The 15001-nt window shown below is 42.3% G+C and carries 13 protein-coding genes; 7 read left to right on the top strand and 6 right to left on the bottom strand.

The features are described from left to right. The first annotated feature begins 110 nt into the window (after nt 1-110). The 5 genes from QGT73_RS03240 (at nt 111) to QGT73_RS03220 (ending at nt 7926) form a co-directional block, all read left to right on the top strand. Nucleotides 111-959 (top strand): radical SAM/SPASM domain-containing protein, encoded by an 849-nt coding sequence (locus QGT73_RS03240; RefSeq protein ID WP_341874102.1) that lies wholly within the window; start codon nt 111-113, stop codon nt 957-959. Nucleotides 960-970: 11 nt separating this feature from the next. Next, nucleotides 971-3274: a TonB-dependent receptor gene (locus tag QGT73_RS03235; RefSeq protein WP_124076271.1), complete on the top strand. Its 2304-nt coding sequence runs from the start codon at nt 971-973 to the stop codon at nt 3272-3274. Further along, the gene (locus QGT73_RS03230; RefSeq protein ID WP_121700314.1) at nt 3274-5460 is read left to right on the top strand and encodes a peptidase domain-containing ABC transporter; all 2187 of its coding nucleotides are present in this window, start codon (nt 3274-3276) and stop codon (nt 5458-5460) included. Before QGT73_RS03235 ends, QGT73_RS03230 begins: the two co-directional genes overlap by 1 nt. A 484-nt stretch (nt 5461-5944) precedes the next feature. After that, complete coding sequence (locus QGT73_RS03225) at nt 5945-7366, top strand: AAA family ATPase (protein WP_121700315.1); 1422 nt, start codon at nt 5945-5947, stop codon at nt 7364-7366. Further along, nucleotides 7363-7926, top strand: a complete 564-nt coding sequence (locus QGT73_RS03220) for a recombinase family protein (protein WP_121700316.1) — start codon at nt 7363-7365, stop codon at nt 7924-7926. The genes QGT73_RS03225 and QGT73_RS03220 overlap by 4 nt, the downstream gene beginning before the upstream one ends. Before the next feature lie 118 nt (nt 7927-8044). Here the strand turns inward: QGT73_RS03220 and mobV are convergent, their stop codons facing one another. The 6 genes from mobV to QGT73_RS03190 form a co-directional block, all read right to left on the bottom strand. Further along, nucleotides 8045-9745, bottom strand: coding sequence for a MobV family relaxase (gene mobV, locus QGT73_RS03215; RefSeq protein WP_121700317.1), 1701 nt, complete (start codon nt 9743-9745; stop codon nt 8045-8047). Between the two features lie 381 nt (nt 9746-10126). Next, on the bottom strand, nt 10127-10609 hold the full coding sequence (locus tag QGT73_RS03210) for a hypothetical protein (RefSeq protein ID WP_121700306.1): 483 nt from the start codon (nt 10607-10609) through the stop codon (nt 10127-10129). 196 nt (nt 10610-10805) lie between these two features. Continuing rightward, nucleotides 10806-12482: a hypothetical protein gene (locus QGT73_RS03205; RefSeq protein WP_121700307.1), complete on the bottom strand. Its 1677-nt coding sequence runs from the start codon at nt 12480-12482 to the stop codon at nt 10806-10808. Between the two features lie 248 nt (nt 12483-12730). Next, nucleotides 12731-13051, bottom strand: coding sequence for a hypothetical protein (locus QGT73_RS03200; RefSeq protein ID WP_121700308.1), 321 nt, complete (start codon nt 13049-13051; stop codon nt 12731-12733). A 35-nt stretch (nt 13052-13086) separates the two neighbouring features. Beyond that, nucleotides 13087-13839, bottom strand: a complete 753-nt coding sequence (locus QGT73_RS03195) for a ParA family protein (protein ID WP_121700309.1) — start codon at nt 13837-13839, stop codon at nt 13087-13089. Beyond that, on the bottom strand, nt 13827-14045 hold the full coding sequence (locus QGT73_RS03190; protein WP_121700310.1) for a hypothetical protein: 219 nt from the start codon (nt 14043-14045) through the stop codon (nt 13827-13829). The genes QGT73_RS03195 and QGT73_RS03190 overlap by 13 nt, the downstream gene beginning before the upstream one ends. Before the next feature lie 201 nt (nt 14046-14246). Here QGT73_RS03190 and QGT73_RS03185 point away from each other — a divergent pair, with 201 nt between their 5' ends. Both QGT73_RS03185 and QGT73_RS17485 read left to right on the top strand, forming a co-directional pair. Then, on the top strand, nt 14247-14456 hold the full coding sequence (locus QGT73_RS03185) for a hypothetical protein (protein ID WP_121700311.1): 210 nt from the start codon (nt 14247-14249) through the stop codon (nt 14454-14456). 80 nt (nt 14457-14536) lie between these two features. Continuing rightward, nucleotides 14537-14998, top strand: a complete 462-nt coding sequence (locus QGT73_RS17485; RefSeq protein ID WP_425278375.1) for a radical SAM protein — start codon at nt 14537-14539, stop codon at nt 14996-14998. The last annotated feature ends 3 nt before the right edge of the window (nt 14999-15001 follow it).

Below are 15001 nucleotides of genomic sequence, written 5' to 3'. Positions count from 1 at the left end.
CTCGCTTATATTTATCTTCGTTGCTTGTCTTGACATAATTGGAGAGATAAGTATATGTAAGACAATAACGTTTGAAAATGGATTTCATTGCATTAATTCTTTAATAAAACATACTTATAGTAAAACTATTAATTGAATATACTGAAAATGCCGTCTCCAAAGTAAACAAAGATATTCAAATATCTTTTACAACAAATGGGTTCTTACTCACACCTTCAATGATAGATTTTCTTTCACAGCATTATGTGAAATTCATGCAAATAACATTGGATGGTGGTAAACAAACCCATAACAAAACTCGGATATCAAAAGGGAAAGACTCTTTTGACACCATTACATCTAACATAGAATCTTTGCTTAATAAAGGTATCTCTGTAACATTAAGAATAAACGTAACTCCAGCAAATATAAGCGAATGCAAGGATATTACCTCTTGGATCAAGGGGCTTTCAGATGATTGCAAGAAATTTCTATCAGTTAACATACAACAGGTTTGGCAAACATCTGAAGAAGCTGACATAACGGGTCAAATGGACATCCTTATGGATTCAATTTGCGCTTTAGGAGTATATGCTTATCCAGCAATCCTGGATAATCTAAGAAATATGTGTTATGCAGACAAAGCCAATACCATAGTCATTAATAGTGATGGCCGTATTTTTAAATGTACCGCAATCAATTTTGAAGCTGAGAAATCTGAGAGTAACATAACTTCCACCACTATTGAAGATGATCTAAAGCAAAAATTTCAAATCAGACAACAGAAACGGTTCTCTAATCAGAATTGTATTTCATGTCCTATATTTCCTCTATGCTTGGGAGGATGTTCAAGGAGTGTGTTAAATAATTCTGACAATGATTATTGTATATATCAGAATTGTCCCGAGAAGAAAGAGCAACTGGTCATGACTATCATAAAGGATCGTATTCGCAGAAATACATTCTATAAGCAATCTTAACTCCAAATTCTATGAAATTAATATATACAATTTTATTAGTTGCAACTTCTATTGGATGTTGGGCTAAAGGTATTCGAGGTACTATTGTAGATGAGATTGGACAACCAACCCCATTTGTCAATGTTGTGCTGATGTCTGACTCAACTTTCATTGATGGGAAGGTTACTGATGATACTGGAGGTTTTATGTTTGAAAATGCTGATAGTACTGCCAACAAGGTCAAAGTATCCATGATTGGTTATGAAGATCTGATATTGCCTATCCCCGCCGATGGTAATTTCAATACTCTTTCTCTGTCACCCTCGTCAGTAATGCTGGGAGAGGTAGTTGTCAAGGCAAGTCTTCCCTCTACTCGAATAAAGGGCAATGCGATTGTCACCAACGTGGAGAACAGTGTGCTGGCTACCACAGGCTCGGCTAATGATGTGCTTAAAAATGTGCCGATGCTGACTGGCAGCAACGGTAATTTCAGCGTGTTTGGCCGTGGCAATGCAATAATTTATATCAACGGTCGCCTCGTAAGAAACTCAAGCGAGGTGGGACAGCTTGCTTCCTCGGACATCAAGGAGGTGCAGGTTATCAATAATCCCGGTGCGCAATATGGAGCTGATGTGAACGCTGTGATAAAGATTGTTACCAAAAAGCCAGTTGGCGAGGGTTTCAGTCTTTCCGCATATACTGACAATATTTACAACAAATGGTTCACCACAACAGAACAACTTGATTTGAAATATCGTACAGGCGGACTTGAAATATTTGCCACAGGCAATTTCAGTCATGGCAAGAACTATGATGATGAATACATTTTGAGTACAACGAATGGCAAATCGGTATTATCCATGGTGTCGGAAGAGTCCGTTAGCACAACGCAAACCACTATATCCGGCAAATTTGGGTTTAACTACCAATTTAACGAAAATCATAGTATAGGCGCTTATTATCGTAATGATTATAATAGAGGTCATCACTATGGATATTTTCTAAATGATATTACCGAAAATAGCTCACTCTCTGAGTCAAGTGCATCAGATCTTAAAGGTTGGTTCAAGGCCCTCCCTTGCAACAGCGCGAATGTATATTATAACGGCACCGTCGGAAAATTTACTTTTGATGTGAACGGTGACTATATGCAGACAAAGGATAATGACCGCACATACCAGTACGAGCAAAACCAATTTTCCGACAACCGTAATGTAACGACATTCAACACCTCCCGAAACCGCCTTTTCGCTGAAAAGGCCACGGTGTCATATCAACTGCCGAAAGGGAGCGTACTCATCGGAGAAGAATATACCAACTCTCGCAGCCGTAACGATTTTCAAAATCCGGAAGCGATATTGAACAGCGAGGAAACCGATGTACGGGAAAACAATATCGGTGTGTTCGCGGAAGTCAGCCAGACTTTCGGTGATTTCAGCGCATCAGCCGGAGTTAGATACGAACACGTTAAATCCGACTATTATATCAACAATCGGCTCGCAGACGGGCAGAGCAAGACCTATGACAATTTCTTTCCGTCGGCCAACATAACTTATTCGCCCGGTGATTTCAGGTTTTCGTTATCATACAGCAACCGAACCGTGCGACCGACATATCAAAATCTTAACGGCAACTATTTCTATGTAAATTCCATTTTATATACCCGTGGCAACCCATATCTCGTGCCCTCCAAACGACAGGACTTTACCGCACAGGCATCTTGGAAATACATAACCCTTTCAGCCCAGTATTCCTACACAAAAGATGCTATCGTGCAGGTCTATGAACCGTATGAGGGCAACGACCGTATCAACGTGTTCACCGTCACCAATATGCCGAGCCACAAGTTGTTTTCAATATTTGTAAACGCCTCACCTCAATTCGGCATATACAACCCGTCGCTCTCCTTGGGTATGCAGAAGCAGTGGTTTGATGTCGAATATCTCGGGCAGCATAAGAAAATGAACAGCCCCATATTCACCATTCAAATGAATAATACCCTGACACTTCCGCACGATTGGTTTATCGAGGCTTCACTATGGTGGCGCAGTCACGGTGATTGGAAGAACTGGGCCTATACCCATACTCTTTCAACCGTCAATCTCCGGGTCTATAAAATGTTCCTTGACAAAAGCCTTACCGTTTATCTTGGCGTGAATGACATATTCAACGGTCAGATATACAAGGCAAATATATACAGCGGCAATGTGATGATGCAGTCAAATGTCAACAATCACGGTCGAAATGTGGAGTTGACAATCCGCTACAATTTCAACACCTCAAAGAGCCGCTACAAAGGAACAGGTGCAGGACAAACTGAGAAAAATAGATTCTGATGTTCCCATATATTAGACAGCATGATAATATGCAGTGTGGAGCTGCATGTATTGGTATGATCTGTAGATACTATGGGTCTAAAATTTCTCTGTCTGCCATTTCTTCTATATGTTCTGCAACGAATGAGGGTATTTCTCTTTTAGGAATGGCCAATAGCGCAAAAGCTATTGGCTTTGACGCATTACCTTGTAAAGTAAAAATCGGCTCTTTGTTTAATAATGATAGCCCGTGTATTCTTCATTGGAATCACAATCATTTTGTTGTTCTATATAAAATAAAGAGAAACACTTTTTATATTGCGGATCCAGGTAAAGGCTTATACAAATGCCCCATAACTGATTTTATTCAACATTGGGCAGAAAATGAAGCAGAAACAGAAGCATCTGGGTTCGCTCTATTCCTAAAGCCGAATGAAAATTTTTTAGACTTTAGTCTTAAGTTTGAAAAGATCAACTCACACCATTCTTTTAGATTTTTATTTAAGTATTTAACTCTATATAAAAAGCATTTAATCCAAATTTTATTAGGGCTTATATTGGGTTGTCTTTTACAACTTATTCTCCCTTTTTTAACTCAATCTGTTGTAGATATCGGAATAAAGCATAATGATATTCACTTCATTTGGTTAATTCTATTAGGAGAACTAATGATAGTCATTGGAAAAACTGCAACTGATTTTATTCGCAGATGGTTACTCCTTCATATATCCATGCGTATTAATATATCCTTAGTTAGTGACTTTTTTATAAAGTTGCTAAAACTCCCCATGTCTTTTTTTGATACAAAGTTAATGGGTGATTTATTACAACGCATTAATGATCATTCGAGAATACAGACTTTTCTAACAAATCAGGTTCTTGGTGTCATTTTTACATTTATGAGTTTTACTATATTTGGAATAGTTTTGCTTATATACAATAATCTCATTTTCATTATATTCATGGCTGGTAGTGTTATTTATGGACTTTGGATAACCATATTCTTAAATAAACGGAAGATTTTAGACTATGAATTATTTGAGCAGCAGGCAAACAACCAAAATAAAACATATCAGTTCATAACATCCATGCAAGAAATAAAATTGCAGGACTGTGAAAAACGTCGTAGATGGGAATGGGAAGATACTCAAGCTGATTTATTTTGCGTACAAATGAAATCATTAAAGCTTCAACAAACTCAAGAAGCCGGCTGTATATTCATTAATGAAGTAAAAAATATAGTCATTACAGTTCTTGCTGCCACTGCTGTTATTAATGGGCAGATGACACTTGGAGCCATGCTTGCTGTACAGTATATTATTGGTCAACTAAACTCTCCTGTGGAACAGTTCATGTCGTTCATCTATTCCTTACAAGATGTGAAAATATCCCTTGAACGCATTAATGAAATCCATGAGGGTAATAATGAAGAAACCGCAGAAAATCAGATATCAGAATTTAATGATGAGAAATTTATCACACTAACAAATGTGAATTTCAAATATGACCAACATGCACTTAAGAATACTCTAACCGATGTATCTTTTGACATACCTGAAGGAAAAGTGACGGCTATTGTTGGCGCATCAGGAAGTGGTAAAACAACGCTTATAAAACTCATACTTGGCTATTATCCTGTAATGTCTGGCTCAATCTCTATTGCAGGAAGCAATATCAATGAATATAATCTCAAATGGTGGCGCAGACATTGTGGTGTGGTCATGCAAGACGGTGTAATATTTTCAGAATCCATAGCCCGGAACATAGCTGTGGATGACGGAGATATTGACACCGAACGTCTTGAAAGAGCAGCCCGAATAGCCAATATCTATGACTATATTATGGGACTACCTCTGAAATATAATACTCAAATCGGGCGCGATGGCGTAGGTTTAAGCCAAGGACAAAAACAGCGAATACTCATTGCCCGAGCAGTCTATAAGAACCCAGACTTCATTTTCCTCGATGAAGCAACAAATGCCCTCGATGCCAAAAATGAGAGAGCTATTGTGGAAAACCTCGATGAGTTCTACAAGGGAAGGACTGTTGTTGTTGTGGCTCATCGTCTGTCTACAGTCAGGAACGCCGACCAGATCATAGTCCTCGATAGTGGTAAAGTTATAGAATCCGGCAATCATACCTCTCTTATAGAAAAGAAAGGAGCATACTATAATCTCGTTAAAAACCAACTTGAATTAGGAAATTGACATGGAAGCAGATAAAACTACACATGACAAGATCGAGCTTCGCTCCGAAAAAGTCAGACAACTCATAGGAGAGATACCTCCATCATTAGTCCGATGGGGTATAGCAATTATTGCAATCGTTTTCATTGCCCTAATCGCTGCGGTATGTCTATTGCCATACCCATATTCCAACGGAGAATCTATCCTCCGGCATTTCATCGGATAAGGGTACATATCTAAATCGACCGTTTTTGAGACTGCCCGGCGAACTATCTTAGGATAGAAATATACATGCCGGATACAGTTTCATAAGCCATCTCAAAATCATCAACTCAAAACAGAGCAAGCACTCTGACTTTTGAGATTGATTCCTTTGAAAGATACCGACTCATTATCATGTTGTTCCTCTTTTCCATAAATCGAATTATAGCCAAATATGGGTGTTTTTAGCCACTTTTGGCTATAATTCAATTTTATTTTGTATCTTTGCAGAAAAATAAAAGCTATGATAATCGGCAGAAAAGAAGAGACAGCCAAACTAAAAAGAGCCTATGACTCTGACCATTCAGAGTTTGTGGCTGTGTATGGGCGGCGCAGAATCGGTAAAACCTACCTGATAAGGGAAACCTTTGAGGGTAAATTCACATTCCAGTACAGCGGAATATTCAAGGCCAGCAATAAGGAACAGCTTGATGTATTTTACAAAAGCCTTCTTGAACAGGGATTGGATCCGACAGAAAAACCACCTAAAGACTGGTTTGATGCTTTCTTCCTATTGGAACATCTTATAAAGAAGTCGGAGGAACAACGTAAAATCATATTCCTTGACGAGCTGCCTTGGATGGATGCCCGTAATTCCCGGTTTATCCCGGCCTTTGAACATTTCTGGAATGGATGGGCCTCCGCCAGAAAAGATATACTCCTTATCATCTGTGGCAGTGCAACATCATGGATAATAAACAAAATATTCCGCAATAAAGGAGGGTTATACAACCGGGTAACATTCAAGATTAAGCTCCAACAGTTCTCTCTTCATGAATGCGAGGATCTGGTTCATTATTTGAAATTGCCACTCAACCGCAACACGATTGTTGAAGGTTATATGGTCATGGGTGGGGTTCCGTATTACTGGACTAAGCTGGAGGCTAAAATGAGTATGGGAAAGAACATAAACAATCTTTTCCTTAACGAAGACGGAGAACTACACAATGAGTTCGACTACATTTATTCCTCCATGTTCAACAGCCCGGATAAATATATATCTGTCGTAGAAGCTCTCTCCGGTAAAAAATCAGGATTGACCCGTGATGAAATCATAACGAAAGGGAAACTTGAAAGTAATGGTCAACTCAGCCGAGTATTGGAAGATCTTATCGAATGTGGCTTCGTCCGTAAATACTGCCATACCGACAAACATCTGAAGGACGCCTTATACCAACTTATTGACTGCTATACTTTATTCTATTATCAATTCGTAAAAAAGGCACATGGGATTGATGAAGAATACTGGGTTAGATCGATGAATACTCCAACGTATAACACATGGTGTGGTCTTGCCTTTGAGAGAGTGTGCCTCCTGCATACAAGACAAATAAAATATGCCATAGGTATTTCCGGCATATCGGCAAGTCTGTTCTCATGGCATGTCAAGAAGAACAATGAGCATCCCGGAGCCCAGATTGACCTTATCATCGACAGAGCAGACAATGTGATCAACATCTGTGAGATTAAATATGCCCCGACTGGATATAGACTGACCGACAGTGAACTGAAAAAGATTCACAACAGACTAAGTATATTCAACCTTTATATTCCAAGGAACAAAGTGGCACAACCCATTCTCATTACATCAAACGGCGTTCTTCAGAACAACAATTCTTTTGAGATCCCCATTCAGGTTACCGGAGACCAACTATTCCAACCATGATCATAGGCTACGCAAGAGTATCGACCACCGGGCAGAACCTCGATGGGCAAACAGATCTGCTCACCCAGAACGGATGTGAGCGGATATACAGTGAGAAGATATCCGGAGTTAAAAAGGAGCGTCAGCAACTTGACAGGATGATGGACTCCCTCCGTTCCGGAGACACCGTGATAATAACGGAACTTACCCGACTGGGGCGTTCCGTCAAGGAACTGCTCTCAATCATCGAGAGAATACATGAAGCCGGAGCGTCGATAAAATCACTGAGAGAGACATGGCTCGACACCACCACACCACAGGGAAATCTGCTGCTCACAATCTTTGCCGGACTCTCACAGTTTGAGAGAGATCTCACACGGCAGCGCACAAGGCAAGGACTTGAAGCTGCGAGGGCAAGAGGACGTAAGGGAGGCAGACCAAAGTCTGATGAAAGCAAAGTATCTACCGCTCTGAAGATGTACGACTCAAAGCTGCACTCTATAGATGAGATAACCAAGGCAACCGGAATTAGCCGGGCAACCCTTTACAGAGCCATCGACAAACGCAAGAAAACAACTTGATTCAGCTTGCTGTCCGGCATCGGCTCCAATCATGGAAGCACACCTGTCCTTGACTGGTGCGTATTAGGCTACGCACCTACGGTTTATACGGCAAGCCGACTGTAAGGACGCATTATCCCTACATTCGCCTTCCCCTGCTTTTCTTCGGAGGTTCCTGAGTCTGTCCCGTGTCCGGCTTTTGTGTCTGCTGCTTCCTTTTCTCTTCCTCCTGACGCTGCTTTATTCCAAGTGCAGCCTTCACCTTTGCCCAGATATCCCGGAAGAAATCGGAGATACGCTTACCGCATATGGAGATGAACGAGTCTTCTCCATGTCCTTCAATCCTCACGGAGATATTATCGGCATATTCCTCCGGAATCCTCTTTCCTGTCGCCGGATCCATAAACGGATATTTCTTCCATGTCAAGGTCTGACCCGAAAGAATGGCATCCTGATAATCCGGATCTTTAATCTCAATCGACACAAGTTCCCTTATCAACCGGGCTTCAAGAGGATGTCTGCGCTCAAGTGCGGTCTGTGTGCCGGACACGGTTTCCTTCAGATGTTGCAGTTCCCGTTCCGCCTTCTCTCTTCCGGCTTTCTCATGCCGTGTGGCAGCGGCTTCTCTCTCCAGTGCGGTGGCGTTGCCGGACACGAGCAACTTCAGCTCCGCATTCTCCTTTGCAAGCCTCTCAACCTCTTTCTTGGCAAGGAAACTTATCGAGGCGTTGTTTATCCTATCCAATGCCTCCTTCTCAACCTTGGCAACCTCTTTCTCCCTGCTGTCCGCCGCCTGAAGAAGACGGTCAGCGGACTCTATGCGACCCTCGGCATATTCTCCGGCTTCAGTGTAAGTGTCGAGCCTGTCCTGCGCCTTCACTATCAACGGAAGAAGTTTGTCGAGCTGCTGCTGTTGCCGGGCTATCTCATTTTTCTTTTCAGTGAGTTCACTCCTGGTCTCGTTCAGTTCCTTTTCCTGCTCCCGGATCTGACTGTCCTTTTTAAGAATCTCCCTGTTCTTCTCCTTCACCAGATCCTCCTGTCCGGCAAGTTCCTTGAGCAATTCGTCCAGCCGCCCGCGTTGCAGCTCGTATTGCTCCTTATAATACTGGGCAAGATCCTTGTGCTTGGCAGGACTTCCTTCCTCACCTCTCTCCAGTCCGAAAGGAGCCATCGCAACAGCATACTCTGTCTGCCGCCTTTTCAGATCCCATTGGGTCATGACATCATCGGCACACAGCCGCAAGGTCTCCACTGTCGCCTTTTTCTTATAGCGGCGTTTCTTCTTCGGGACTTCCTCGCCATTCTTCTCCGCTTTCTCCTTATCCTTGGCGGCTCTCTTTTTTGTAGTCCTCTGTTTCTTGCTCTCTCCGGATACAACAGGGACAAGAGACACATGAAGGTGCGGAGTCTCCTCGTCCATGTGCAGAACCGCACTCACGATGTTCTCCTTGCCATGTTCTTTCTGCGCCCACTTGATAGACTCCCGGCACCATTCCATCAGCCTGCCCTGCTCGATGATCTCAGCCATACCCTCGACCGATGCGCTCATGCGAATCTCGATGCAGCATATCTGACCTTTCCGGATCTTGCGCTCGTATTCATTGCCGTCGGCATCCTTCTGATGACGGACAGCATCAAGTCTTTTCTCGATGGCTGCGCTGCGGCCAATCTCACGGGCTTCCTTTATAAACTCCTTGTTATGTCTGGTAAGGTCTCTGCGCTTGATGTTGTACGGCACATGCTCCGTTCCGTCCGCCTTCTTCCTCTCGATATGGGTAGAGTAGGACACCGGTGGACCGTAGCATTTCTCATAATGGCAGACTGTATAGTGGCTCATATATTTTCAGTGGAAGGTGGACGGAAACGGCCGGGAAGGGATGCAAGGGGAACGGCGGCCGCAGAGCTGTTCCCTTTGCCGGAGAGTGCAGAGAGAGGGTCACTCTCTGCCCGGGGGTGACGGGGGCTGGAAGTCCTTGTCCGAGGGTCCGGGAAGGGTCATCCCGGCGGTGGGGTTCAAAGGGGAGAGGACACTCCCCTTGTGGGGGTTGTAGGGGGCGAAGCCACATGCCTTAATAGGGTTAAATATAGCATCCCAACGGAGTGGATGCGGTGGCTTAGCCAATATTTTGCCCTATTAAGCTATGGCAAATTTGAAAAATTTGCTCTCGCGCAAGCGATGGAACCGCCTGAAACAACTGACCTCCGGAGGATACCTGTGCTATTCCCCGACCTTGCCATATCCCATTTTGACACGGTTACTCACAAGCAAATACCCACTGAAAAAGCGGTCGAGTATGTTGTTGATTGTAGATGTGATCGTAGCGTGCGGGACACCACTTCCGGCGTTCATATCCTTGATCATCTTCACGAACTTCGGGGCGATTGGAACCTGCGGAAACTTCATCGAGGAAGAGCGATATACCATAGGGGAGATATAACCCTCTATGAAATCAGACTCTACGGTTTCCAAAATATGTCCGTTCTTTGACAATACAAATAGAGCCTCTGCCTCATTTGCCAGCTTCGGTCCCTCAGGGGGAGAAAGCAGGCTTAAATTCAACGTGTTTTCCATAGCATATATGGTTCTCTCGGAGAATATGCCATCCTTGTTCATCTCTATCTCAATGACCTTTCTTGGATCTTTCTCAAAAGATTTTCTGACTGCTAAAAGATCAACCTTTTCTTCTTCTGTTTCATCCATTGATAAAGCATTTGTTATTTGTTTTGAAAATTCATATTTCTGAAAATTATTTTACCTGAACATTCTGGCATAAATATTTTCCTTACAAATAACATTCATACTATGGTTATAGTTCTTGAAGAGGACTATGAAACGGACTCGCAAGCCAAACAATAAAACAATATATATTGTTTTATTTATTTAATGTTTTAATGTTTTATTGTTTTAGTGGTTCCAGCACGGCAGAATCCCACCACCGGGTAACAGTAGGTCTGGAGAGTCCTGTCTCCCGGGCACACAAAGATTTATTCTTGCTATCCGGATTCTTCGCTCGCCATTCTTTTATGATAGAGGCATGAGGACTATTACCCGGAGTTGCAATCTTTCGTCCATTCCCTTTACGCCATGTGCCATCAGGATAATCTACTTCTTGAAGCATTCTAATTCTTCGTAAATGGACATTCTGCTCTCTTCCATTACGTCTATTTCTTTCTACTTTTATACCTGTGGTTGTCTCAATAACCCTAAGCGGCCACTTGTTATATTCCTCGTCATAAGCTCTCATGGCATCGTTTACATCGTCCTCCGTAAAGGGATTATCCACTGTCTCAGTCTTGCGGTCAAAAGCCGGAACCAAGGATAGTGCATCGGCAAGGACTTCATCACGGGGTACGCTACATTTGACAGCATAGACAACCAATGTAAGAATACACCAGTACCGGTGATGCACTTCCACCTGCTGACCGTCTTTAAGGATATTCAACCACCAATCATATAATCCACGATTGAGTTGCCACTTCTTGCCTACCCTGCGACGTCCTATGACACGGGAGGCATACCACTCCGGCCATCGTTCCTGCGCCTCTTTCAGCGTCACACGGGACGGATTATGCGGAGTCTTATCTGTCAACTGTCCGAGTTCTTCATCAGACAATCCAAAAGCACGCCCTAAAAAGCTATTCAGTTCCTCCGGCGTGTGCATGGGCGCGGAACGGTTCCAGAATGCCCGGATAGGTTTGCCGAACTTTGTCTTGGTTCCCGGCACACGGAAGCCCTGCACCACACTCTGAACCTGCGCCCTCTCCGCACCAAGTTTTGACACGAGCCACACAATCTTGGTCAAACCTCGTTTCATCTTGTTCAACGCATCAAGGCGAGTGGCGAACATTTCAATCGGACGCTTCAACAGGTAATACACATGAATCCCATGTCCGGAATTGACTATGATGTTGGCAACAGGATAGACCCCCGTTGTCATACCACGCAACAACATCCGGACCTCGTGCATACTCACACCGTCAAGATCTATCGCAAAGGCATAAAGAAACCGAGCGTTCCTATAAGAGTTGGTACGCCCTACATAAGTCACCGGGGACAATATCGCAAAATCCCGCCCATTGAGGAAACTCAGACTCTCGCCATCATCCTTCAGCAACAACCTATGCCTATTCTTCTTTCCATCCTTATAGAACACCACAGGATTATATCTCCACATACGATAACCACTATAGTCTATCTTCTCTGACTGTGCATCATCTGAATTGGAGGACTCTGACCTCAAAGCCTTGTTCCGGATCTTCTGCTTCAACCACAACTGATATTCATAGCTCTGTACTTCCTCAAAAGGAATAATCCCCTCACCATGTTCAAAGGCTTTCCTCTCAAACAACAACTCGACAAACTCATCAGGATAAAGCTCTGACAATTCATAATGCTCCCCACACTGAAGATAATCGGATTTACGCTCAAACTCCTGCTCCAACACATCCACAGAAACACGGTTCAGCCGACCATGATAATCCGACCAAGCCTGAAGAAACTCCCGGTACTCATCCGCAGGAAGAGTATCGAAATCAAAATTATTCAAGTCAATCTTACTAAAATCTATACTCATAATCTAAAATTTTGAACAGGGGGGCACTCGTTCCTCGTGCCCCGTTAGGGGGGCGTATATTATCAATACAATTTCTTTTACAGTTTTACAAAAATAGACATTTCTCCCGAAATACACAAATCTGCTCCTATTTCATATAGAGAACGTATGTGAATTTAATTGGAGCGGACTCAAATGCGACCGCTCCAATTAACAACAATATAAATTGTTTTATTTGTTTAATTATATATTGAAATATTTTTATATTGTTATTTTACTCTTTGAGAAACATACTCTTTCAATGCAGTCGTTATGATCTCCTTTTGAGTTGTACGCTCAACCACAGCAAGCATCTTTATTTCTTGGGCAAGTGAGTCCGGAAGTTTGAATGTCACACATATTTCCGGTTCTCCAGAGTTGGCAGATGGTCTTCCCGGTCTGCGCTTATCGGATTGTCCCGGTATTTCAGGTGCCACTTCTTTTGGCATTTCGACAGGGGCAACAGCCGAATTAGTAGATACTGATTCAGCCTCCTTGCTCAAGCCTGTCACTGTACCAAGCAATCCTGATGTCAATGTCTTTTTTGCCATACTTTTTATATTGTTTTATTTATATATTGTTATACTTATTTATTTTTATCTTGTTTGTCTATTTCTTTTGCGAGTGCTCTATAATCCTCCGCAACGGTTGACCCCGGAGCATAGTCCAAAACACTTTGACGATATGTCGGAGCTTCTGCCGCCGACACACAAGTTCTTACATAGGTCTTGTAGATCTTATCTCCATACTTCTCACGTATAGCCTCGATAACCGCATTATCAAGTTTGCGCCGATTATACTTGGCGATTATGATGCCAGAAACATGAAGTCCCTTGTTGATGCTTTGAGCGATGTCTCCTATCATTTCATCGAGCATCACCAAACCTCGGAGAGGGAGAGTTTCCGCACAGATTGATATGATCACACTGTCAGCGGCAGTGAGAGCATTGATTGTCACCAAACCAAGAGCGGGGGGTGTATCTATAATTATATAGTCATATCCAGCCTTCAGTTCATCAAGGATATTCTTCAGGATCTGTTCCCGGGCAATCTTATTACTGAACACCATATCTGCTCCGGCAAGATCTATATGGGATGGTATCAAATCAAGGTTCTCCAATATGTGCATGATTGGTGCCGGAGCGCCTTTCATTGCATCATAGATTGAAGCCTCTATCTTGCTTTCGTCAGTGAAACTGCTCGTAAGGTTCGCTTGTGGATCTACATCCACCAACAACACCCGACGGCCCATTTTTGCCAAGGCTGCGGCTATGTTTACGCAACTCGTTGTTTTTGCCACACCACCCTTGTGGTTGGCTATCGCTATTATTTTCGCCATGTCCAATTTGTTATTCGGTCAAGTTCCTCGATAGCTTCTGCCTGAACAATTACTTTCCTGAGGACTTCACACACGTTATCTTCCAAGGTTGCCCCAAGACGGTGCAGTTGATTGAGATGGTGCTCCAAAGCCTCATGAGCATTGGCGACACTCACCTCATTCTGCTGCAATATTCTCTTGAGCTCTTCCACTCTATCTTCGGCCATCTATATTGCTATATTTATTTAATGTTTTATTTTTATATTGTTTTATTGTTACAAAGTTAGTGATTATTTTCCAATCCACAAAATGAAACTAAAAAATATTCATTCACTACAACCAGATTATTTCTGTAAAATTTTGTTATGCACCCAACTTTAAATTCCATATTTTGTTTTTTTTAGTTGAACAGTTTTACTCATAAAGCTATGAAAAAAGAAAACACAACCCTATCCAGCTTCATCTCAACGCTGGATGCTGAGATCCTCAAAGAGGACGAAGCCATCCTTCTCACAGGAGGATTTGCATCTGCTACGACCACCGTAGATGCAAAATCGAACTACGGATGCAACACAGACAACTGCCCGTGTCCCATTACTAACAACTGCAAGAGTGATGATCTCATCTCTCACACTTGAGCAGCTAAAGAAAAATTTATCAGCAGATGATTTGATCATCTGCTGATAAATTAACGATTTTACACTTATCAACTATATTTATGAGTAAATTAAGCCTATACAATATCAGAGTTCCCATGTCTGAGAAGAGTGATTTACTATACAACTCTGTCTCCGACAAATTCATCGCAATTCGTCATGAAGTAGATTTGAGAGACATTTCTGTTATAACACCTACAATTTTTTCTCTTCTTCAAGAGAATGGCATGATTGTACCCTCGAATCTAAACGAGAGAGAAAAGGTTATTGAGATCTGGAACTCCAACACATTATCTTCTGATAGTTTCACTTTCATTATAAATCCAACACTTAGGTGCAATTTTAATTGTTGGTATTGCTACGAGAACCATCGTAATGCACCAATAATGAATAATGATATACTAGAAAGGACAAAGGCTCTTATTGGCCAGACAATAGAAAGAACCAATCTTATAAAATTGTCTTTCTTTGGAGGAGAACCTCTTCTTGAATTTTCTCGTAAGTATATCGTAAAAATAAATTAATGT

It is taken from the genome of Duncaniella muricolitica (genome assembly GCF_910574735.1).
In the GTDB taxonomy this organism is placed as follows: Bacteria; Bacteroidota; Bacteroidia; order Bacteroidales; family Muribaculaceae; genus Duncaniella; species Duncaniella muricolitica.
The sequence above is the reverse complement of the archived record's forward strand: the minus strand, read 5'-3'. Positions and strand labels throughout refer to the sequence as shown.